Below are 22,161 nucleotides of genomic sequence, written 5' to 3'. Positions count from 1 at the left end.
CGCGGCCTATATGACAGGGATGGTGCTGGAGCGTTTTCTCGCCGACGAGGCGGCAACGGCAAGGCTTGGCGAGGACCTCGCCATGGCGTTGCGCGCCGGCGACGCAATCGCGCTGAGAGGCGATCTCGGCGCCGGCAAGTCGACGCTCGCCCGCGCGCTGATCCGCGCGCTTGCAGACGATGCCGGCCTCGAAGTGCCGAGCCCGACCTTCACGCTGGTGCAGAGCTACGAGACGCGCGTTCCGGTGCATCATTTCGACCTCTACCGTCTCTCCGCGCCGGACGAGCTCGACGAGCTCGGCCTCGACGATGCGCTCAGCCAAGGCGCGGCGCTCATCGAATGGCCGGAACGGGCCGGAGATCGTTTGCCGGCAAACGCGCTGTGGGTCGAGCTTGCCGAACACGGCGAAGCCCGCGTAGCGCGGCTTTCCGGGCAGGGACCGTTCTATGACCGCGTGGCACGATCGCTGGCCATGCGCGATTTCCTGGCCATTGCCGGCTGGGGCGACGCCAGCCGCCGCCATTTCGTCGGCGACGCCTCCGCGCGCTCCTATGAGATCGTCTCGCTACCGGGCCAGGCGCCGCGCGTGCTGATGAACTCGCCGCGCCTCGTGCTCGGGCCGCCGGTGCGCGACGGCAAGCCCTATGCGTTGATCGCCCACACGGCTCAATCCGTCGCCGCCTTCGTAGCCATCGACAGGGCACTGCTCGCGAACGGTGTCAGCGTGCCGACGATCCACGCCCAGGACCTCGATCAGGGTTTTTTGCTGCTGGAGCATCTCGGATCGGAAGGCTTTTTGAGCACCGACGGCCAGCCTATCGCGAAACGCTACGAAGCGGCGGCGGAGCTGTTGGCCATGATGCATGGCAAGGCCTGGCCCGATCACATGGAAGCGGCGCCCGGCGTGGTCCACGACGTGCCGCCTTTCGATCGAGACGCCATGCTGATCGAGGCCGATCTTCTGGTCGACTKGTATGTGCCGTGGATCACCGRCGAGCCGGCAAACGACGCATTGCGGGAGGGCTATCACCAGGTGTGGAATGCCCTTCTCGACCGCCTCGCAAGCAGCGAATACACGCTGATGCTGCGCGACTTCCATTCGCCCAACATCATCTGGCGCGCGGAGCGCTCCGGCTTGGATCGGCTCGGCATCGTCGACGTGCAGGACGCGCTGATCGGACCGGCCGCCTATGACGTCGCCTCCTTGGCGATGGACRCGCGCGTCACAGTGCCGCCCGAGATCGAGYGGCGGACGGTTGCTGCCTATGTCGCGGCCAGGCGCGCCGCCGGCGCRTTCGACAAGGCCGGTTTCGCCGAGGCCTATGCGATCATGGCGGCGCAGCGCAATTCGAAGATCCTCGGCATCTTCGTGCGGCTCGAAAAGCGCGACGGCAAGCCCTACTATCTGAAACACCTGCCGCRCATCCGCGATTATCTGAGGCGGTCGCTGGCGCATCCGGCGCTGGCCGGCCTGAAGGAATTCTACATGGCCCATGGCCTGCTCGAGGAACGGGTCCCATGAAGCCCCCAACCATGACGCCGAAGACCGCGATGGTGCTGGYGGCCGGGCTGGGCAAGCGCATGCGGCCGATCACCGACACGATGCCGAAGCCGCTGGTGAAGATCRCCGGCAAGACCTTGCTCGACTGGGGGCTGGACAGCCTGGAGGCCGCCGGCGTCGCCAGGGCTGTCGTCAACGTGCACTACCTGCCCGAGCAGATCGTCGCCCATGTCGCCCATCGACGCGCGYCGAGGATCGTCATCTCCGACGAACGCGAGGCGCTGCTGGAATCGGCGGGCGGCATCGTCAAGGCGCTGCCGCTTCTGGGCAGCGAGCCCTTCTACATCATCAATGCCGACACTTTCTGGATCGACAGCGGYGAACCCAGCCTCGAGCGCCTTGCCCTTGCATGGGACGCCGCCAGAATGGATATTCTGCTRATGCTTACCGATCTCGACTCAGCGACCGGGCATTGCGTCGGCACCGATTTTCTGGTTGCCCCCGATGGAGCCCTACGACGCTCGAAGGGTGATCCGGCGGGCCTGATCTATGCAGGCGCCGCGATCATTCATCCGCGTATCTTCAAGGACGCGCCCACCGGCTCGCATTCGCTCAATGTCTATTTCGACACGGCGATCGCCGCCGGGCGCCTGTTCGGCATGAAGATGAACGGACGCTGGATCACCGTCGGCACACCGGACGCAATAGCTGCCGCCGAAGCGGCCGTCGCCGGCGCCTTAGCGAAAGCGGTATGAGCGGCGCGCRCCGCGTCCTTTCCATCCCGCCCGGAGCGCCGTTCCTGCCGACGCTGGCCGGAGCGTTGCTCGACGGGCGCCTGATCCCCGGCTTCCGCTTCGACGGCGAGCCCCTGGCGCTCGCCGACGCCACCATCTATGTGCCGACGCGCCGCGCCGCGCGGGCCCTGCGTGGCGCTTTCGTCGAAATGCTTTCCGACTTGGGAGGGGGGAAACGCTCGGCCATCCTGCCGACGGTGCGCCCGCTCGGCGAATTCGACGAGGACGAGGCGGCCTTCGACGCGGAAGCGGCGCCGGCAATAGACCTCGCCCCGCCGATCGCCGCGCAGGAGCGGCTGCTTTTGCTGGCGCCGCTGGTGCGCGCCTGGAAGGAAAGCCTGCCGGCGCATGTCCGAGAGCGGTTCAACGAGGAATTCGTCGTGCCGACCTCGGCCGCCGACGCCATCTGGCTGGCGCGCGACCTCGCGCGGCTGATGGACGAGATCGAGACCGAAGGCACGGACTGGGCGAAGCTCGCGACGCTGGTCACCGGCAATCTTGCCGGCTGGTGGCAGGTGACGCTCGACTTCCTCGGCATCGTCACCGACAACTGGCCGGAACTGCTCAAGGAGCGCGACCGCTCCAACCCGGCCGCGCATCGCAGCGCGCTGATCCGGCTGGAAGCGGCGCGGCTGAAGCGCAATCCGCCGGCCGGACCGGTGATCGCCGCCGGTTCGACCGGCTCGATCCACGCCACCGCCGAACTGCTTGCCGTGATCGCCGGCCTGCCCAATGGCGCGGTCGTGCTGCCCGGGCTCGACCGCGAGCTGGACGATGCATCCTTCGCCGCGATCACGGCGCCCGGCGCGCGGCCGGCAACGCTCGGCCACCCGCAATACGGCCTCGCCAAGCTGATCGGCGGCATCGGCGTTGCGCGCCGCGATGTCGAGGACGTGGTCGCGGCGCCGCCGCCGCTCGCACTGCGCGCGGCCCTTGTCGGCGAGGCGCTGCGGCCGGCCGAGACCACCGAATACTGGACCGAGACGCGACCGCGCTTTTCGGCCCATGACATCGAACAGGCGCTGGCAGGCGTGACGCTTGTCGAAGCGGCGAACGAGCGCGACGAGGCGGCGGCCATCGCCATCGCGCTGAAGCGCGCCGTGGAGGCTCCGGGCAAGCGCGCGGCGCTCGTCACCGGCGACCGCGCGCTGGCGCGGCGGGTCTCGGCCGAGCTTCTGCGTTTCGGTGTCGTCGCCGACGATTCCGGCGGCGCGCCGCTCCTCAACACGCCGGCCGCCAGCCTGCTGAGGCTGGCGCTGAATGCGGCGTTCCGGCCCGGCGATCCGGTCGGTCTTCTCGCCTTGCTCAAGCATCCGCTGCTGGGGCTCGGCCTTGAGCGCCAGGCTGTGCGCAAGGCGGCCGAACTGGTCGAGCTGGTGGCGCTGCGCGGCGGCACGGGCCGGCCCGACGTCGCATCGCTCGGCGCGCTTTTCGAGACGCGGCTCGCGGAGCTGAGCGGCGACACCCGCCAGCCTTTCTGGTTTTCGCGTCTCACCGTACGCGGCATCGAGCAGGCACAGGGCATGCTTAGCCGCCTTACAAGCGCGCTTTCGCCGCTCACCGCGATGCGCGACGAGAAGGATGCCGACATCGCGACGCTGACCAGCGCCAGCGTGGTCGCGCTGGAGGATCTGGGCCGCGCGCCCGATGACAGCCTGGCCGAGCTCTATGCCGGCGACGCCGGCGAAAAGCTCGCCGAGCTGCTGCGCGGACTGGTGGCGGCATCATCGCCCTTCACCTTCGCCGCTTCGGAATGGCCCGACGTGATGGAGGCGCTGATCGCGCCGGAGACGGTGAAGCCGGCGCAAGGCACCGACCGCAACATCGCCATCTGGGGCGCGCTGGAAGCCCGATTGCAGAATGTCGACACGCTGGTCATCGGCGGGCTCAATGAAGGGGTCTGGCCGCGCAAGCCCGAGAGCGACCGCTTCATGTCGCGGCTGATGAAGACCGGCATCGACCTCGAGCCGCCGGAACGGCGCATCGGCCTTGCCGCGCATGATTTCCAGATGGCGATGGGCACGAAAGAGGTCGTGCTGACGCGCTCGGCGCGCTCAGGCGATGCGCCGGCGGTGCCGTCGCGCTGGCTGCAGCGCATCCTGACCTTCATCGGCAAGGAACCGGCGGCGGCCCTGCGCGGCCGCGGCGACGCGCTGCTTGGCTGGGCGCGGGCGCTCGACGCCGGCGAGAAGAAAGATTTTGCCCCTCGCCCGCAGCCCAAGCCGCCGCTCAGCATGCGCCCGCTGCATTTCTCGGTCACCGAGATCGAGACTTTGCGCCGCGACCCCTACGCGGTCTATGCGCGGCGCGTCCTCGGGCTCTCGCCCCTCGAACCTTTGATCCGCGATCCGGGCGCGGCCGAACGCGGCACGCTGTTCCACGAGATCCTGCATCTGTTCTCGCGGCGGGTCGACGACCCAAAGGCGCCGAATGCCTTGGCAAGCCTCATCGAAGCCGGTCGCGCTTGCTTTGCCGAGGCACAGCTTCCGCCGGATATCGAGGCTATCTGGTGGCCGCGTTTCGAAAAGCTCGCCGAAAACATCATCGAATGGGAGCATACCCGCGCCGATGCGGTCGCGAGGCGCTATGCCGAGGAGCGCGCCGAGAAGACGGTGGTCGGCCGCACCGGCGTGACGCTCTCCGGCTATGCCGACCGCGTCGACCTGCTTGCCGGCGGCATGGCCGATATCCTCGACTACAAGACCGGCTCCTCTCCCTCGAAAGCGCAGGCGCACACGCTCTTGTCGCCGCAATTGGCTTTGGAGGGCGCCTTGCTCAGGCGCGGCGCCTTCAAGGAACTCGGCATCCGCGAGCCCTCGCAGCTTGCCTTCGTGCGGCTGAAGCCGAACGGCGAGGTGTTCGAGGAATCGATCCTCGAATACAACCGCAAGCCCCGCACCGCCAACGATCTCTCCGAGGAAGCCTGGGCGCGGCTGGAGCGGCTGCTGTTCCACTATGCCGACCCGACCACCGGCTATCTGTCGCGCGCCCTGCCCTTCCGCGAGGGCGAAGCCGACGGCGACTACGACCATCTGGCGCGCGTGCTCGAATGGTCGGCCGGCGGCGCCAGCGAGGACGAGGCGGACGGATGAAATATCCGATCCCCTCCGATACCGCCGCCAGCCAGTCGCGCGCTTCCGATCCGGCCTATTCCGCCTGGGTTTCGGCCAATGCCGGCTCGGGCAAGACGCATGTTTTGGCGCAGCGCGTCATCCGGCTGCTGCTCAACGGCACCGATCCGTCGAAGATCCTGTGCCTGACCTATACGYGGGCTGCCGCCGCCAACATGTCGAACCGTGTGTTCTCGACGCTGTCGGAATGGACGGCGCTGCCCGATGCGGAGCTGGCGGTCAGGATCGCGGCGCTGGACGGCCGCGGCGCCGACCGCGACATGATGCGGCGCGCGCGCCGATTGTTCGCCGAGGCGCTCGAGACGCCGGGCGGGCTGAAGATCCAGACCATCCACGCCTTCTGCGAATCCGTGCTGCACCAGTTCCCGCTGGAGGCCAATATCCCAGCGCATTTCGAGATGCTCGATCCGCAGATGGAGGCCTCGCTGTTCGCCGAGGCCCGCCGCGACATGATCTCGGGCGCGGGCGCCGGTGTCRAAGGGCTGGCGGAAGCCTTCGCCACCGTGCTGGAAAGCGGCGGCGAGTTCGGTCTCGATTCGTTGCTTGGCGAGATCGTCGGCAAGCGCGACGAACTGCGCGACTTCATCGCCAAGCTCGGCAAGGAGCGGGACTTCCGGCCGTTGTTCGCCGAATTCGACTTCAGGCCGGGACAGACGGGCGAGGGCATCGCCGCGTCGCTCTGGCCGCTGCCGGGTTTCGACCCTGGCCAGTTCGCCGAATTCGCGCACGCCGCCGAAGCCGCCGACGCGCGGCAGGTGCTGAACAACGTCGTCCCTTATGCACGAGGCGCATTCGCCGAAGCCGACCCGATCCGCCGGCTGCGGCTCTTGGCAAAGGCCTTCCTCAAGGCCGATGGCGACCCCTATGAGCCGCCCAAGATCTTCAGGAAGGCGCTGGTCGACCGGCTGCCGGATCTGCCGGAACGCTACCTTGCGGCGGCCAAGGCGATCCTCGACGTGTCGGACCGGCTGGCGTTGTTTCGCATGCTGGAAGGCACGGCGGCGGCGCTCACCGTCGCCGGCTGGCTGATTGCGCGCTACGAGCAGTTGAAGCGCGGGCGGGGCTTCCTCGACTTCAACGACCTCATCACCCGCACCGTCGCCCTGTTGTCGCGGCCCGATGCCGGACCATGGGTGCAGTTCAAGCTCGACCAGGGCATCGACCATATCCTGCTCGACGAGGCGCAGGACACCAGCCCGGACCAGTGGGAGGTGGTGAAGAAGCTGACGGAGGAGTTCTTTGCCGGGCTCGGCCAGCGCGAGGCAGTGACGCRCACGATCTTTGCCGTGGGCGACGAGAAGCAGTCGATCTATTCCTTCCAGGGCGCTGCGCCGGATTCCTTCGCCGAAAGCCGGCTGTTGTTCGCCGGGCGCGTGCGYGACGCCGAAGCCGCCTTCGCCAATCTCAAGCTCACCTGGTCYTTCCGCTCGAGCGACGACGTGCTGGCCGCGGTCGACCGCGTCTTCGCCGAGCCGGGTGTCAGGCGCGGCATCAGCCACGATCCCGATCCGCTGAGCCACAAGGCGATCCGCAATGACGCGCCGGGCTATGTCGAGGTATGGCCCTCGATCGGCGCCGAAATGGTCGAGGAGCCCGACGACTGGACCTTGCCGGTCAACCACGCCAGCGCACCMGCCGTGCGCGTCGCCGAGCATGTGGCGACGACCATCCAGGACTGGTTGCGGAATGGCGAGGTCATCGAAGGCAAAGGCCGAAAACTGACCGCCGGCGACATCCTGGTGCTGGTGCGCAAACGGGACCGCTTCGTCCATGCGCTGTCGCGCAGCCTGAAGAACCGGCAGATCCCGGTCGCCGGCGCCGACCGGCTGAGCCTGCCCGGCCATATCGCCGTGCAGGACCTGATCGCGCTCGGRCATTTCCTGATCCAGCCGGAGGACGACCTGTCCTTGGCCGCGGTGCTGCGCAGTCCGATCTTCGAGGTCTCCGAGGAGACGTTGCTGGCGCTCGCCGGTGAAAGGCCGAAAGGCCAGTCGCTGATCGCCTCGCTCAGGCAACATGCGGCCGAAGATGCGGCCCTCGTCGCGGTCGTTAGCCGGCTCGACGACTGGGCGACCGAAGTGGCCTTCAAGCCGGTGTTCGAATTCTACGCCGCCCTGCTCGCGCGCGACGGGTTGCGCCGCAAGATGACGGCGCGGCTCGGACCCGAAGCCGGCGACATCCTCGACGAGTTCCTGAGCTTCTGCCTGGCCGAGGAACGCACTGGACTGCCGGGGCTGGAATCCTTCCTGTCGACGCTGGAGAATGCCGGCCCCGAGATCAAGCGCGAGATGGACCAGACGCGCGACGAGGTGCGGGTCATGACCGTGCACGCCGCCAAGGGCCTCGAAGCCCCGGTCGTCTTCCTGGTCGATGGCGGCTCGGCGCCGTTCAGCGACCAGCATCTGCCGCGGCTGATGCCGTTCGAGAGCTCGGGGACGCAATGGAGGGGCAAGGGCTATCTTTGGCGCTCGGCCAGCGATGTCGCCAACGGCGTCTCGAAGGCGGCTTCGATCCGGGCGCGCGAACTGGCGGACGACGAATACCGGCGGCTGCTCTATGTCGGCATGACGCGTGCCGAGGACCGGCTGATCGTCTGCGGCTATCACGGCAAGCGGCAGCCCAGCACCGGCACCTGGCATTCGATCGTCAGCCGGGCGCTGTTGGGGGCGCCCGAGAGTTCCGAGCGGCGGCATCCGGCGACGGCCGAGGTGGCCGTGCATCGCTTCCATATGACGAAACTGCCGCCGGTGGCGCTGGCAGAGAGCGAAGCCGAACATCGAACCGAGCATCTTGCGCCGCTGCCCGACACCCTGTTCCGGCCACTGCCGCCCTATGAGGAGCTGCCGCGGCCGCTTTCGCCTTCCGGCGCCTCGGCGCTGATCGAGGAAGCGAAAGAAGCCGTGCCCGACACGCGCTCGCCGGTTCTCGACGCCGAGGCCGAGCCCGGCTTCGCGGTGGTGCGCGGCCTGGTCCTGCACAAATTGCTGCAGATGCTGCCCGGCATCGCCGAAGACGAAAGGCGGAGTGCGGCCGAGCGCTACCTGGCGCGCGCCGGCGCCGGCTGGCCGGACGGTGAGCGCGGCAAAGCGCTCGAGGCGGTGCTTGCGATCCTGTCCGACGGCCGCTTCGGCGCACTGTTCTCACCGTCGTCCCGCGCGGAAGTCGCGATCATGGGCAGCCTCGAGGTGAAGGGCAGGCTGCGCTCGATCTCCGGCAAGATCGACCGGCTGGCTGTCGCCCCGGACAAGGTGTCGATCGTCGACTACAAGACCAACCGGCCGGCGCCGGCGAGCCTGACCGAAGTGCCGCCGGCCTATGTGCTGCAGCTTGCGCTCTACCGCGCGCTGCTTGAGCCGCTCTATCCGGGGCGCGAGGTGACGGCGGCGCTGCTCCTCACCGAGGCGCCGCGCCTGATCGAGCTGCCAGCCAAGGCGATGGACGATGCCCTTGCCCGACTCACGGGAGCGTGACACAAGAACTGCTTGAACATCGCCGCCACAACCACCACATTTGGTGCAACCCGAGTTTTCGAAAGGATTTCAGCATGGCCACCGTCAAGGTCGACAATGGCAATTTCCAGGCCGATGTGCTCAACGCCAAGGAGCCGGTCGTGGTGGATTTCTGGGCGGAATGGTGCGGTCCCTGCAAGATGATCGGCCCGTCGCTGGAAGAGATCGCCAAGGAGCTCGGCTCGAAGGTGAAGGTCGCCAAGCTCAACATCGACGAGAATCCGGAGCTTGCCGCGCAGTATGGCGTGCGCTCGATCCCGACGCTGATGATCTTCAAGGGCGGCGAAGTGGCCGATATGAAAGTGGGCGCCGCGCCGAAGACCGCGCTGTCGCACTGGATCAACGGCGCCATCGCCTGAGCCAATCCGTAAAGTTCAAGAACGAGCCCGGCCAATCGCGCCGGGCTTTTTCTTTGGCGTCATCGCTCGGCGCGCTCTGGCCCTCGCACGCAGGCAAGTCATACTCTCTGCTTCAGAAAAGGAGAGCGCCATGACCGGGACAGCCAAAGCCACAGTTCACGTCGACAATGAGCGCGTCATCGTCACCGAATACCGGTTCGCGCCGGGCGCCAACACCGGCTGGCATCGCCATGGCCACGACTATGTCGTGGTGCCGCTGATGGACGGCAAGGTGAAGCTGGTGACCAAGGACGGCGAATCCTTTGCCGAAATGAAGAAGGGAGCGCCCTATTTCCGCCGCGAGGGCGTCGAGCACGACGTCGTCAACGCCAATGACGGCGAATACGCTTTTATCGAGATCGAGCTGAAGTAGTCGGCTGGCCATCATCCGCCATCTTGATGGCTAAGCTCTGTCGGTGTCTATTCCGGCAAGCGGAGTTCCAAATGGCCGAACCAACACTCTCAGTCCGTAGCGCAAAAGCATGGAGCCTTGCTCATCGACTTGCGCGTCGAGAGAATCGTTCCATAGCCGACCTGATCGAACGCGCACTTGAGTTCTATGATATCCGGGAAGCGGCGCGCGAGCCCCCGTCCAGCTTCTATGCTCGCTTGGCGGCAAGCAGCGGCGCCGACATCGATCTGGAGAAGATTATCCGCGAAGGCCGCGAACTCTAGTGGCACTGCACGGGGATTTTGACCGATAGGCTCTGTTTGCGTTGGCAGGCGGCATGCGTTGGAGATTGGCCGAAACGCCCATCGCGATCGTCATTCCAGGGCGGAGCAGGAGCGAAGCTCCGTCGCGAAGACCCTGGAATCCATGCCGTTCCGTTCGCCAGGGCGTGCAACGGAGCAGAATTCTGCACCGCAGTAACCCTCCCAAGTCACGGAATGGATTCTATGGTTTGCGCCGCGTCGCTTCGCTCCTGCTTCGCCATAAAATGACGAGGTTGGGGGGCTTCAACCAATCGCCAGCGTTTGCGCTGCTGGATGGAAGATCTTACACCAAGACAAAACGGCAACCTTTCAAATCTCTGTGCCCAGCCGAATTTCGGACCAGTCAATCGAGCCGAAGTAGTCACCAGTCGGCGACGCGATCGCCGCCGGCGAATTGGGCACTTTTTGCGGTGTATTCAAACAGCTCGATCCTCACGCCGTTAGGGTCGCTGATCCAGGCTTGGTACGTGTCGTCGCAGGCGAGCTTCTTCGCCGTCACCGCGACACCTTTCGACCGGATATGGGCGACGGCCGCGTCGATATCTTCCACCTCAAGGCAGAAATGGTTGATCTGGTTGCGGTCGCTGTAGCTGGCCTCGGTCTTCTCAAACACCTCGACATGGCTGCGGCCGCCGCACTCGAGATAGAAGCCGAAAATCCTGCCGTCGCGCAGAAAATTGAACCTTGTGTCCATGCGGAGCACATCGCGGTAGAAGCCACGCGTCGCCTCCAGGTCGTGCGCAAAGATGCAGACATGGGCCAGTTGCTTCACCTTGATCATGGCCCGTTCCTTTCGGTCCCCGCCGAATCTACAGCGCTATCCAGAAATTGCTCAGGTCGGCGGCGTGCCGTTCTCGGCCAGCACGGCACCGGCGAAATAGAGCGAGCCGCCGATCAGGATGYGCGGCGCCGGGCCGTCCCAGGAGTCGCGCAACAGCATCAGCGCGCTGGCGACGGAACTGACCGGCTCGGCCGATAGGCCTGCCTCTTCGGCGCGCAAGGCCAGCTCATCATTCGGCACGCCGGCATCGCTGTTGGTCACCGGCACGGTGTAGACATGGCGGGCGAGGCCCTTAAAGGCGCTGAAATAGCCGGTCTGGTCCTTGGTGTTGATCATGCCGGAAATCAGCACCAGCGGTCTCGGATTCTTCTCCTCCTGCTCGGCCAGCGCCTCCGCGATGACGATGCCGGCGCCGGGATTGTGGYCGCCGTCCAGCCAGATCTCCGCGCCCTTCGGAGCCAGATCCACCAATTTGCCCTGGGTCAGCTTCTGCATGCGCGCCGGCCAGGCGACATGGGCCATCGCCCGCTCGGCGGCGCGATGGCCGATCTCGAAGCCGGCCGCCTTGACGGCGGCGATCGCCGCCGCTGCATTGGCGTACTGGTGCCGCCCGGGCAGGCGGGGCAGCGGCAGGTCCATCAACCCGTCCTCGTCCTGGTAGACCATGCGGCCGTTCTCCTCGAAAGCGAGGAAATCCTGGCCATAGACCACGGTCGGGCAATCCAGCCGCTCCGCCGTCTCGATCAGAACCTGAAGCGCGGTGTCGCTCTCCTGGGCGCCGATCACCACCGGACAGCCGTGCTTCATGATGCCCGCCTTTTCGGCGGCGATCAGCTCGACGCGGTCGCCGAGATAGGCTTCGTGGTCCATCGAGATCGGCATGATCACCGAAACGGCCGGCCGCTTGACGACATTGGTGGCGTCGAAACGGCCGCCAAGGCCGACCTCGATGATCGCCGCCTCCGCCGGATGCTCCGAGAACAGGACGAAGGTGACGGCGGTGAGGATCTCGAAGACAGTGATCGTCTGGCCTTGATTGGCCTCGGCGACGCGCGCGATGGCTTCGGCGAAAACGTCGTCGTCGACGAGCTTGCCGCCGCCTTCGGCCGCCAGCCGGTAGCGTTCGTGCCAGTTCACCAGATGCGGCGAGGTATGGACGTGGACGAGGTGGCCCGCCGCCTCCAGCAGCGCGCGCGAAAAGGCGGCGCAGGAGCCCTTGCCGTTGGTACCTGCGATGTGGATGACCGGCGGCAGCCGGTCCTGCGGATTGCCGAGGCGTTCGAGAAGCCGCGTGACGCGGTCCAGCGAAAGGTCGAAGCCTTTCGGATGCAGCGTCATCAGATGTTCGATTTCGCGTTCGGCGGAAAGCGTTGTCATGGTGGAATCCTAGCGCATGCTTCCGAAACCGGGAATCGGTTTCGAACGGCCGTGCGCAAATCAGAGGCTACAGCACGCAATGGGCGACGCAAATCGCGGTTCGCGGCGAACRATGTCGCGCAGGTTTATATCGCGTCGGGGCCGACCTCGCCTCAGGCTTGCGGCCGCGCCTCCGCGTTGACCACCGCCGGCGGCAGGATTTCCGGCTCGAGCGGCTTGTCGGCCGGCGGCATCTTGAGCAGCATTTTCAACAGCCGGGAGATGGTCTGGCGCATCTCGAGGCGCGACACGACCATGTCGACCATGCCGTGTTCCATCAGATATTCGGCGCGCTGAAAACCGTCGGGCAGCTTCTCGCGGATGGTCTGCTCGATGACACGCGGGCCGGCAAAGCCGATCAGCGCGCCCGGCTCGGCGATGTGGACATCGCCCAGCATGGCGTAGGAGGCAGTGACGCCGCCGGTGGTCGGATTGGTGAGCACGACGATATAGGGCAGGCCGGCTTCCTTCAGCCGGTCGACGCCGACCGTGGTGCGCGGCAATTGCATCAGCGAGAGGATGCCTTCCTGCATGCGGGCGCCGCCGGAGGCGGCGAACAGGATCAGCGGCCGCTTGCGCTGCAGCGCGACTTCGAAGGCGTGCACGATGGCCTCGCCGGCGGCCATGCCGAGCGAGCCGCCCATGAAGGCGAAGTCCTGCACGGTGACGATAACCGGCAGCCCGTCGATGGTGCCGGCGCCGTTGAGGATCGCGTCCTCGAGGCTGGTCTTGGCCTTCGCCTCTTTCAGACGGTCGGTGTAGCGCTTCTCGTCGCGGAACTTAAGCGGGTCCTGGACCACCTTGGGGTTTTCCAGCACCTCGTATTTGCCGTCGTCGAAGAAGTATTTCAGCCGCTCCTTGGCCGAGATCTTCATGTGATGGCCGGAAGCCGGGATGACGAACTGGTTGGATTCGAGATCCTTGTGAAAGATCATCTCGCCGGTCTCGGGATCCTTGATCCAAAGGTTTTCCGGCATGTCGGTGCGCCGGCCGAGCATCGAATTGATCTTCGGGCGGACGTAATTGGTGATCCAGTTCATGGCTTCGGCTCCTGTCCTGGAAGAGACTTCGAGCAATTCAGGAAAAGTCTGTGGCGGATTTCCGGCCCGAATTGCGTAGCGAACAGATAGTCAGGCTATTCGGCGGCAGCAAGGCGAGCCGAGCGGACGCCCTGGGCAAGGCCGCTGACCAGCGTGGCGACGGCCTCCGCCGGATCGGCTGTCTTCTCGCCCTTGGGCCCCAGCACGTTGGCGATCGCGTTGACGATCGCCGTGCCGACGACGACGCCGTCGGCCGAGGCGCCGATGACACGCGCCTGCTCGGCGGTCTTGACGCCGAAGCCGACGCAGACCGGCAGCGCGGTGTGGCCCTTGATGCGGGTGACCGCTGCCGAGACCTTGGCTGTGTCGGCGAGCGCCGACCCAGTGATGCCCGTCATCGAGACGTAGTAGACGAAGCCGGAGGTGTTCTCCAGAACCTTGGGCAGGCGCTTGTCGTCGGTGGTCGGCGTCGCCAGACGGATGAAGTTGACGCCGGCCTTCAGCGCCGGAATGCAAAGCTCCTCATCCATTTCCGGCGGCAGGTCGACGACGATCAGGCCGTCGATGCCGCTGGCCTTGGCGTCGGCGAGGAAGCGGTCGACGCCGTAGATGTAGATCGGATTGTAGTAGCCCATCAGAACGATCGGCGTCTCGTCGTCGCCGGCGCGGAATTCGGACGCCATCTTCAGCGTCTTGGCCAGCGTCTGGCCGCCCTTCAGCGCCCGAAGGCCCGCCGCCTGGATGGCCGGGCCGTCGGCCATCGGGTCGGAGAAGGGCATGCCGAGCTCGATGATATCGCTGCCGGAGGCAGGCAGCCCCTTCATGATCGACAGCGAGGTTTCGTAATCGGGGTCGCCGCCCATGATGTAGGTGACGAGAGCCGGGCGGCCTTCGGCTTTGAGCTTGGCCATACGGCGGTCGATGCGGGTGGTCATTGTCAGATCTCCATGCCCAGCATGTTGGCCACTGTGTGCACGTCCTTGTCGCCGCGGCCGGACAGGTTGACGATGACGATCTGGTCCTTGTCCATCTTCGGCACGATCTTCATCGCATGGGCGATGGCATGCRCCGATTCCAGCGCCGGGATGATGCCTTCGACCCGGGTGGTCAGCTGGAAGGCCTCAAGCGCCTCGTCGTCGAGGATCGGCTCGTACTGGACACGGCCGGAATCGCRCAGCCAGGAATGCTCCGGACCGACGCCTGGATAATCYAGGCCGGCCGAGATCGAATGGCCGTCGAGGATCTGCCCGTCCGCGTTCTGCAGCAGATAGGTGCGGTTGCCGTGCAGCACGCCGGGCTTGCCGGCGCTCATCGAGGCACAATGCTCGACGCCGTCGAGGCCGCGTCCACCCGCTTCGATGCCGATGATGCGCACGTCCTTGTCGTCGAGGAAGGGATGGAAGAGGCCGATGGCGTTGGAGCCGCCGCCGACGGCGGCGATGATGACGTCCGGCAGCCGGCCTTCCTGCTCCAGAATTTGGGCGCGGGCTTCCGTGCCGATCACCGACTGGAAGTCGCGCACCAGCTCGGGATAGGGATGCGGGCCGGCGGCGGTGCCGATCAGGTAGTAGGTGTCCTCGACATTGGTGACCCAGTCACGCAGGGCCTCGTTCATGGCGTCCTTCAAGGTGCCGTGGCCGGCGGTGACCGGCCGTACCTCGGCGCCGAGCAGCTTCATGCGGAAGACGTTGGGGCTCTGGCGGGCGACGTCGGTGGCGCCCATGTAGACGACGCAAGGATAGCCGAAGCGCGCCGCGACGGTGGCTGAGGCCACGCCATGCTGGCCGGCGCCCGTCTCGGCGATGATGCGCTTCTTGCCCATGCGCTTGGCGAGCAGGATCTGGCCGAGGCAGTTGTTGATCTTGTGGGAGCCGGTGTGGTTGAGGTCCTCGCGCTTGAAATAGACCTTGGCGCCGCCGAGATGCTTCGTCAGCCCTTCCGCGAAATAGAGTTTTGAGGGCCGCCCGGCATAGTGGGTGGAGAGATTCTGCAGCTCGGCCTTGAACTCCGGATCGTTCTTGGCCTTGTTCCACTGATCTTCGAGGTCGAGGATCAGCGGCATCAGCGTCTCGGCGACGAAGCGGCCGCCGAAAATGCCGAACATGCCCTGCTCGTCGGGCCCGGTGCGGAAGGAATTTGGCATAGCCGGCTTGTTCATCGYCGATCTCCTAAGTCTTGGCTTGCGAGCACGTCCTTATCGGAAAACCGGATTCCACYTTTCCKGGACATGCTGCATTTTGGTTTCGAGCATGTCCTTGTCGGAAAACCGGATTCCACTTTTCCGGACATGCTCGGGCTTGAACCTACTCAGGCAGCGCGATTATCCCGCGCGGCTCTGACGGCCCGGAAAAACTGCTCGATCAGCGCCGGATCCTTGACGCCCGGAGCGCTTTCCACACCGGACGAGACGTCTATTCCGGGCGGATTGGCCAGTCTCAGGGCATCGCCGATATTGGCGGCGTTGAGCCCTCCGGAAAGCATGTAATCGAGCCCGGCGTCAAGGCCGGCAAGGATGCGCCAGTCGAAGGCGACGCCGTTGCCGCCCGGCAGTTGCGATCCTTTCGGCGGCTTGGCGTCGAACATGAAGCGATCGGCGATGCCGATATATGGCTTGATGCGATCGAGATCGGCCGCCTCGCTGACGGAAAACACCTTCATGACCGGCAGGCCGTGGCGCGCCTTGAGTTCCGCCACCCGCTCCGGTGTCTCGGAACCGTGGAGCTGCAGCATGTCCGGTTGCATTTTCGCGACGATCTCGTCGAGGAAGGCATCGTCGGCATCGACGGTCACGGCAACCGCCAGCGCCYTGCCGCGCGCCGCTTCGCGCAGGCGCCCGRCCTCGGCGGGCTCGACATAGCGCGGGCTCTTAGGGAAGAAAATAAAGCCGACATGGCTGGCGCCGCCGGCGAGGGCGGCCGCCATCGCGGCGTCGGTCTTCAATCCGCAGATCTTGATGTCGAGCGTCATTGCGCGGGCTTGGCACGAAACGGCAAAAGAGTCGAGAAAAAGCATGCTGTTGCCGGCGCGGCGGAAAACACTACCTTCATAACGGGACCACAGGCGGGAGCACGACAATCATGGCCGACCGGACCGTTGCCGAACTGAGGCAGAAGATCGCCCAAGCGCGCGAGGTGATCGCGCATCTGATGGAAAAGTCCGACTTCAACGGCGCCGAGGCGCACCGGGCGCTGGACTATTTCGGCAGCGACGCGTTCGACCGGAATTTTTTGCCATGGCCGCATCAGGGCGAGGAGGGGTTGCGACCGGAGGAGTTGAATGCGGCGAATGACGATTGAGGGCCTAATGGGTTCAAGCGGATAGTAGAGAGGCTGGCGGGACAGCACCCCCCTCTGGCCTGCCGGCCATCTCCCCCGCAAGGGGGGAGATCAGCAGCTTCGGCGCTGAACGCTTCCTGCAACGCTTGCGATTGGCGAAAGCCTAGGCGACACCCAATCTCCCCCCTTGCGGGGGAGATGCCCGGCAGGGCAGAGGGGGGTGTGAAGGAACGCGACCTATCGGCTTGAGCTACTCAAACACAATCGCCTGCAGCGCGCCGCCATTGCGCTTCAGCCAGTCCTTGCAGCGGTCGGTATCCGGGCACAGCTTCTCGCACAGCTTCCAGAATTTCGGGCCGTGGTTCATCTCCTTGAGATGCGCCACTTCATGYGCCACCAGGTAATTTATCACCGCCGGCGGCGCCATCATGATGCGCCACGAGAAGGAGAGATTGCCCTCCGAGGTGCATGACCCCCAGCGGCTGGAGGTATCCTTATACCTTATCGCCTTGGCGCGCTTGCCGATCGCCTCGGTGTGCTTGACCACCAGCCTCTCGATCTCCTTCTTGGCCTCGCGCTTGAGGTAGTCGGCGATGCGGCGCGGCAGATGGATGCGCTCGCCATGCACGATCAGGAGCGGACCGCGCTCGTCGCGCGAGACGGTGACGGTGCCGCGCTTCGAAGGCTCATGCACGATGCGGTGCGGCACGCCGCGGATCGGGATCCTGATGCCGGGCCTGACCTGCGGCCTCGTCGGCACCTTGGCCAGCCGCTGCTCCAGCCAGTCCTGGTGGCGGTCGAGGAATTTCTCCACCTCGCCACGGCGCAGGCCGGGCGGCACGGTGACGCGCAGGCCCTGGCCGCCGGAATCGATGCGCAGCGTGAGCCGCCTGGCCCTGGCGCTTTCGACGATTTTCAGCGGCAAAGTTCGGCCGGCGACGCAATGTTCGCGCTCGACCACAGGGGTGGGCTTTGGCTTGGTCAGATTGCGAAAGAAGCCGAGGGTCATGGCTGGACGATACGCGATTCGAAAAAAACGGCCAGTGGAGGGAAGCTACAAAGAGAACAAAAAAGAAACGGCGCCGCTCGCGCGACGCCGTTTTGTCAGCCTAAGACCTGTCCCTGCAGCGCCGCGCGTCCTCTGGACGCGCAAAGGACGCTGCAGCACTTTGAGTTTGCGCATGACCTATTCCGAAAATCGGCGTCGATTTTCGGGGTCATGCGCAAGGATCTCAGTCGTCGAGCAGGTTCGTGCCCTTGCCGCGCTTGGACGCGGGCTTGTCGCCCGGCTCGGTGGTGGTCGGCGCGGTATGCTTGCTGCGGTTGGCCATGAAGCGGTCGAACTCTTCCTGATCCTTGGCGCGGCGCAGCTCGCGGGCGTAGTCGTCGAACTCGGTCAGCATCTCGTCCAGCTTGCGGCGCTCCTCGGCGAGGCGCTCCAGCTCCTTCTCGCGCCAGTCGTCGAAGGCGACGTTGCCGGTGCGGGCCGAGCCATGGCCCCAGCGGGCCGCCTTCTCGGAGCCGCGGCGGCAGCCGGCGAAGATGCCGTCCGTGGCGCGGTTGATGTCGMGCTTGAAGCCTTCGAGCCGGTCGCCCCAGATGATGTAGGCGAGCATGGCGAAGCCGAGCGGCCAGRACACCATGAAGCCGATGACCATCAGCGCGATGGTGGCCGGCGTCCAGGCCGGACGGATCAATGCAGTCGTATTCATTTCTCCCAATCCTTCCGTTGGAGACAGCCGATCCGGCTGCGTGGAATCGAAATGGGAAGGCGAAATAGGCGATTCAAGGCAAGTCCGGYCAAAACCGGCGAAGCATCTGAAATGATTATCGCTTTTTGAGTTTTTCCAGGAAAAGCACTGCCATTCCGGCAACCAGCCCCCAAAATGCCGCGCCGACGCCGAAAAGCGTGAGCCCCGAGGTGGTCACCGCGAAGGTGACCGTCGCCGGCATGCGTTCGTCAACGTCGTGAAGGGCTATCGACAGGGCGTTGGCCAGGGGCGCCGTCAAGGCGAGCCCCGCGACCAGCACGATCAGGCTTTGCGGCAGGACGGCGAAGATGGCCACCAGCGAGGCGCCGAAAATGGCGAAGATGAGATAGGCGAGCGCGTAGAACGGCCCGGTTTTCCAGCGTTCGGCCGGGTCGGGATGAACGTCGGGGCCGGTGCAGATGGCGGCCGAGATGGCCGCAAGATTGGTGGTGGCGGCGCCGAACGGCGCCGAGAGCAGCGAAAACAGACCGGTGACGCCGATCAGCGGACCGGGCTCCGGATGATAGCCCGCGGCGCGCAGCACCGCGAGGCCGGAAAGGTTCTGGGAGGCCATGGTGACCAGATAGAGCGGCAAGGCGAGGCCAATGGTCGCCGATGCAGTGAATTGCGGCGCAATGAACGTCAATGTCGACAGTTCCGGCACAGGCAGGCTGCCGACGCGGCCGGTGAGGAAAGCGGCGAGGCCGCCGCCGATCAGCACCACCAGCACCGACAGAGCCGGATTGAACAGGCGGATGACGAAGAAGGCGGCGATCAGCGGCAGGATCAGCCAGGGATCGGCGGGAATGGTCTTCACCGCATTGACGGCGAAGCTGACCAGGATGCCGGCCAGCATGCCGGACGCGACGGAGGCCGGGATCTGCGCGATCAGCCGGGTCAATGGCTTGAACAGGCCGGTGGCGACCAGAAGGACGCCGGTGACCATGAAGGCGCCGACGGCCTGCGGCATCGTGAAGCCGCTGGAGGCCGCGATCAGCGCCAGGCCAGGCGTCGACCAGGCGGTGATGACCGGCATCTTCGTGCGCCAGGACAGCCACAGGCATTCAATCGTCATGGCCAGGCAGATCGCGGTGACACCGCTCGCGGTCTCGATCTGCGTGGCGCCGACCGCCTTGGCGGCCGCGATGACGAGAGCCAGCGTGCCGCCGAAACCGACGATTGCCGCGACGAAGGCGGATATCGGGATGGAAATGCGCATTATCYGGCGGCCCGCCTGACCATATCGCCGACGGTCCGTATGAGCATATCGAGATCCTCGGGGCGGGACAGGCGATGGTCGCCGTCCGGAATCAGCGACAGCGTCACGTCGTCGGCGGGCAACATAGCGGCCAGCTTCAGCGCATGGCCGGACGGCACATCCGGATCGGCAAGTCCCTGCAGGATGTGCACCGGGCAGTGCGTGTCGATCGGCCCCGTCATCACCCGATTGGCGCGGCCGTCCTCGATCAGCGCGCGCGTGTAGATATAAGGCTCGTCGGAATAGTCGGACGGCTCGGTGAAGAAGCCTTTTTCCTTGAGATCGCGCCGCTGCGCGTCGGTCAGCACCGGTTCGATCAGTTCGACGGTGAAATCCGGCGCCGGGGCGAGYAGCACCAGGCCGGCCACACGGTCTTCGCCCGCCTTGCGCAGTTCCTGCACCATGCGCAGCGCGATCCACGCCCCCATCGAGGAGCCGACCAGGATCTGCTTGCCCTTGCTGAACCGGCGAAAGACGGCAAGGCTCTCGGCCAGCCATCTGGAGATCGTGCCGTCGGCGAATGCGCCGCCCGACTCGCCATGACCGGAATAGTCGTGGCGCAAATAGGCATGGCCCTCGCGCGCGGCCCAGGCGGCAAGCGTCTCGGCCTTCGTGCCCAGCATGTCGGACTTGTAGCCGCCGAGCCAGACCACGCCGGGCGCCGCGCCCGGCGCCTGCCTGACGGCGATGTTCGACCCGTCCACATCGATGAAAACCGGAGCGCTGGCGGCCATGAGCTTGTCCTTTCGGCCGGTCCTTTTGGCACAGGCTGTGGTTCAACGAAAAGTGCTCGCGGCGTTTCTTTGCTTGGTGCAGACAATTGCCAGGCGGCAGGTGATTTTCCGGCGCGACTATGCTATTGACTCACGCCCCGCGCTCACCACATAGGCGCGTCCACCTACTTCTTGTCTAAAGAAACCCTGAACGAAACGGCCGAGGAGACCACGACCATTCGCAGACCTTTCAAAGCAGCGGCACCCACCAAGGACGGGCCGCGCTCCAACCGAGACATCCGGGTGCCCCGGGTCCAGCTTATCGACGCCGACGGCCAGAACCGTGGCGAAGTTTCCATCAACGAAGCGCTGCTGCTGGCCGAAGAGGCTGGGCTCGATCTCGTCGAGATATCACCCAACGCGCAGYCCCCCGTCGTCAAGATCCTCGATCTCGGCAAGCTGAAATACGCCAACCAGAAAAAGGCGGCCGAAGCGCGCAAGAACCAGAAGGTCATCGAGATCAAGGAGATCAAGATGCGCCCGAACATCGACAGCCATGACTACGAGACCAAGATGAAGGCTGTGCGGCGCTTCTTCGAGGAAGGCGACAAGGTCAAGCTGACGCTGCGCTTCCGCGGCCGCGAGATGGCGCATATGGAGCTCGGCATGCAGCTTCTGAACAAGGTGCGCGAGGAAGTGTCGACGATCGCCAAGGTCGAAGCGGAGCCGAAGCTCGAAGGCCGCCAGATGATGATGGTCCTGGCGCCGCGCTGACCAAGGATGACGCGGCCGTCAAAGCGCCGCGCCCATCACGGTTTCGAGAGTTGCCCGGCTCCTTCTATCCCGCTCTAAAATCCGCCCGAATTGCCGGGCACGGCGTCCCGACGATCGGCGGGGCGCCTGTTTTCAATCCGATCGCCACTCGACGATCGGATGGGTCATGGTCGATGAAGTGAAGGTTCCGGCCGACAACCAGAATGAAGGGTTGGGCGGCTATCAGCACATGCGCCGGATCGTGCTGGCAGTGCTGATCGTGGTGCTGTTTGCCGCGCTTCTGTTCGGTCAATCGTCCTTTCCGCCGGACACGCCGATGCACGAGTCGATCGAGATGTTCGGCGTGCTCTTGATCTTCCTCGGCATTGTCGGGCGGCTGTGGTCGACGCTCTATATCGGCGGGCGCAAATCGGCCGAAGTGGTCACCGGCGGTCCCTATTCGATCACCCGCAATCCGCTCTATTTGTTCTCGACCGTGGCGGCCGCCGGCGTCGGCGCGCAGATCGGCTCGTTCAGCGGCATCATCCTGTTCTCGCTGCTCTGCGCCGGCGCCTTCCACATCGTCATCCTGCGCGAGGAGCGGTACCTGAAGGAAGTCCTCGGCGCGCCCTACCAAGCTTATCTCGCCAAGGTGCCGCGCTTCTTCCCGAATCTCCGGCTCTACCAGGAAGGCGACACCGGCAGCTTCAAGCCGCGTCTCTTGTTGAACACGCTGCTCGACGGCCTGGTGTTTCTGGTCGCGCTGCCGGCCTTCGAATTGATCGACGGCATGCAGCAGTCGGGGGTGCTGCCGGTGTGGTTCACACTGCCGTAGGGTGGCTGATATTCAGGTGAGGCCGGCCTGCGAACGGCGGCTTCCTGTGCTTCCGGTGCTCACGTACTTTAAGTACGCTCCGCTCCGGTTCTCGGAAACCACCATTCTCGACTCGGCCTGACCTGAATCTCAACCACCCTACCCAACGGGACAGCGCGTCGCATGGCGAGGTGTTGCGCACCGGCCGTCTTTGATCTATAGGACCGCCGTCTAAAGAAAACCGCCCGGCAGGGCATGCCGTGGCGGTTTCATTTGCTTTTCGGGCTTTGGTCGGCCCGAAGCGAAAAAAGAA

At 65.4% G+C, this 22,161-nt stretch carries 20 protein-coding genes; 10 read left to right on the top strand and 10 right to left on the bottom strand.

What is annotated here, in order from left to right; translation table 11 throughout:
- The first annotated feature begins 10 nt into the window (after positions 1-10).
- The 7 genes from tsaE (at position 11) to LCM4576_RS34610 (ending at position 10,008) form a co-directional block, all read left to right on the top strand.
- Positions 11-1,522, top strand: a complete 1,512-nt coding sequence (gene tsaE, locus LCM4576_RS09590) for a tRNA (adenosine(37)-N6)-threonylcarbamoyltransferase complex ATPase subunit type 1 TsaE (RefSeq protein WP_071031876.1) — start codon at positions 11-13, stop codon at positions 1,520-1,522.
- The gene (locus tag LCM4576_RS09585; RefSeq protein WP_244510738.1) at positions 1,519-2,256 is read left to right on the top strand and encodes a nucleotidyltransferase family protein; all 738 of its coding nucleotides are present in this window, start codon (positions 1,519-1,521) and stop codon (positions 2,254-2,256) included. Before tsaE ends, LCM4576_RS09585 begins: the two co-directional genes overlap by 4 nt.
- The gene (gene addB / locus LCM4576_RS09580) at positions 2,253-5,387 is read left to right on the top strand and encodes a double-strand break repair protein AddB (protein ID WP_071031875.1); all 3,135 of its coding nucleotides are present in this window, start codon (positions 2,253-2,255) and stop codon (positions 5,385-5,387) included. The genes LCM4576_RS09585 and addB overlap by 4 nt, the downstream gene beginning before the upstream one ends.
- Positions 5,384-8,896: a double-strand break repair helicase AddA gene (addA, locus tag LCM4576_RS09575; protein WP_071031925.1), complete on the top strand. Its 3,513-nt coding sequence runs from the start codon at positions 5,384-5,386 to the stop codon at positions 8,894-8,896. The genes addB and addA overlap by 4 nt, the downstream gene beginning before the upstream one ends.
- Before the next feature lie 74 nt (positions 8,897-8,970).
- A complete protein-coding gene (gene trxA / locus LCM4576_RS09570) occupies positions 8,971-9,294 on the top strand; it encodes a thioredoxin (protein WP_041003670.1) in 324 nt (107 codons plus the stop codon).
- Between the two features lie 130 nt (positions 9,295-9,424).
- Positions 9,425-9,706, top strand: a complete 282-nt coding sequence (locus LCM4576_RS09565; protein WP_071031874.1) for a cupin domain-containing protein — start codon at positions 9,425-9,427, stop codon at positions 9,704-9,706.
- Between the two features lie 71 nt (positions 9,707-9,777).
- The gene (locus LCM4576_RS34610) at positions 9,778-10,008 is read left to right on the top strand and encodes a plasmid stabilization protein (protein ID WP_083354631.1); all 231 of its coding nucleotides are present in this window, start codon (positions 9,778-9,780) and stop codon (positions 10,006-10,008) included.
- Positions 10,009-10,408: 400 nt separating this feature from the next.
- On the opposite strand, the gene LCM4576_RS09555 is transcribed toward LCM4576_RS34610, so the two are convergent.
- The 6 genes from LCM4576_RS09555 to LCM4576_RS09530 all read right to left on the bottom strand — a co-directional run bounded on the left by LCM4576_RS09555 (position 10,409) and on the right by LCM4576_RS09530 (position 16,251).
- A complete protein-coding gene (locus tag LCM4576_RS09555) occupies positions 10,409-10,828 on the bottom strand; it encodes a VOC family protein (RefSeq protein ID WP_071031872.1) in 420 nt (139 codons plus the stop codon).
- A gap of 51 nt (positions 10,829-10,879) precedes the next feature.
- A complete protein-coding gene (locus LCM4576_RS09550) occupies positions 10,880-12,205 on the bottom strand; it encodes a folylpolyglutamate synthase/dihydrofolate synthase family protein (RefSeq protein ID WP_071031871.1) in 1,326 nt (441 codons plus the stop codon).
- Positions 12,206-12,357: 152 nt separating this feature from the next.
- Positions 12,358-13,284 carry an acetyl-CoA carboxylase, carboxyltransferase subunit beta gene (gene accD, locus LCM4576_RS09545; RefSeq protein WP_040986828.1) on the bottom strand — a complete coding sequence of 309 codons (927 nt, stop codon included), beginning with the start codon at positions 13,282-13,284 and terminating at the stop codon, positions 12,358-12,360.
- A 95-nt stretch (positions 13,285-13,379) separates the two neighbouring features.
- A complete protein-coding gene (trpA, locus tag LCM4576_RS09540) occupies positions 13,380-14,219 on the bottom strand; it encodes a tryptophan synthase subunit alpha (RefSeq protein WP_071031870.1) in 840 nt (279 codons plus the stop codon).
- Between the two features lie 2 nt (positions 14,220-14,221).
- On the bottom strand, positions 14,222-15,442 hold the full coding sequence (gene trpB, locus LCM4576_RS09535; RefSeq protein ID WP_071031869.1) for a tryptophan synthase subunit beta: 1,221 nt from the start codon (positions 15,440-15,442) through the stop codon (positions 14,222-14,224).
- Between the two features lie 149 nt (positions 15,443-15,591).
- A complete protein-coding gene (locus LCM4576_RS09530) occupies positions 15,592-16,251 on the bottom strand; it encodes a phosphoribosylanthranilate isomerase (protein WP_071031868.1) in 660 nt (219 codons plus the stop codon).
- A 110-nt stretch (positions 16,252-16,361) separates the two neighbouring features.
- Between LCM4576_RS09530 and LCM4576_RS09525 the strand changes: the two genes are divergently transcribed.
- Entirely contained in the window at positions 16,362-16,580 is a 219-nt protein-coding gene (locus LCM4576_RS09525) for a hypothetical protein (RefSeq protein ID WP_071031867.1), read from the top strand.
- Between the two features lie 229 nt (positions 16,581-16,809).
- Here LCM4576_RS09525 and LCM4576_RS09520 read toward each other — a convergent pair whose 3' ends face one another.
- From LCM4576_RS09520 to LCM4576_RS09505, 4 genes are all read right to left on the bottom strand, one after another.
- A complete protein-coding gene (locus LCM4576_RS09520; RefSeq protein ID WP_071031866.1) occupies positions 16,810-17,568 on the bottom strand; it encodes a M48 family metallopeptidase in 759 nt (252 codons plus the stop codon).
- 223 nt (positions 17,569-17,791) lie between these two features.
- Complete coding sequence (locus LCM4576_RS09515; RefSeq protein WP_071031865.1) at positions 17,792-18,271, bottom strand: DUF2852 domain-containing protein; 480 nt, start codon at positions 18,269-18,271, stop codon at positions 17,792-17,794.
- Positions 18,272-18,386: 115 nt separating this feature from the next.
- A complete protein-coding gene (locus LCM4576_RS09510) occupies positions 18,387-19,529 on the bottom strand; it encodes a benzoate/H(+) symporter BenE family transporter (protein WP_071031864.1) in 1,143 nt (380 codons plus the stop codon).
- Positions 19,529-20,302 (bottom strand): carboxylesterase, encoded by a 774-nt coding sequence (locus LCM4576_RS09505; RefSeq protein WP_071031863.1) that lies wholly within the window; start codon positions 20,300-20,302, stop codon positions 19,529-19,531. The genes LCM4576_RS09510 and LCM4576_RS09505 overlap by 1 nt, the downstream gene beginning before the upstream one ends.
- A 216-nt stretch (positions 20,303-20,518) precedes the next feature.
- Here LCM4576_RS09505 and infC point away from each other — a divergent pair, with 216 nt between their 5' ends.
- Positions 20,519-21,055, top strand: coding sequence for a translation initiation factor IF-3 (gene infC / locus LCM4576_RS09500; protein WP_083361358.1), 537 nt, complete (start codon positions 20,519-20,521; stop codon positions 21,053-21,055).
- 166 nt (positions 21,056-21,221) lie between these two features.
- Positions 21,222-21,869, top strand: a complete 648-nt coding sequence (locus LCM4576_RS09495) for an isoprenylcysteine carboxylmethyltransferase family protein (protein WP_071031862.1) — start codon at positions 21,222-21,224, stop codon at positions 21,867-21,869.
- Positions 21,870-22,161 lie beyond the last annotated feature (292 nt).

This window comes from Mesorhizobium sp. LCM 4576 (assembly GCF_001854815.1).
GTDB classification, from domain to species: domain Bacteria; phylum Pseudomonadota; class Alphaproteobacteria; order Rhizobiales; family Rhizobiaceae; genus Mesorhizobium; species Mesorhizobium plurifarium.
Note: the sequence above shows the minus strand (reverse complement) of the source record. Positions and strands in the feature narration are given on the sequence as shown.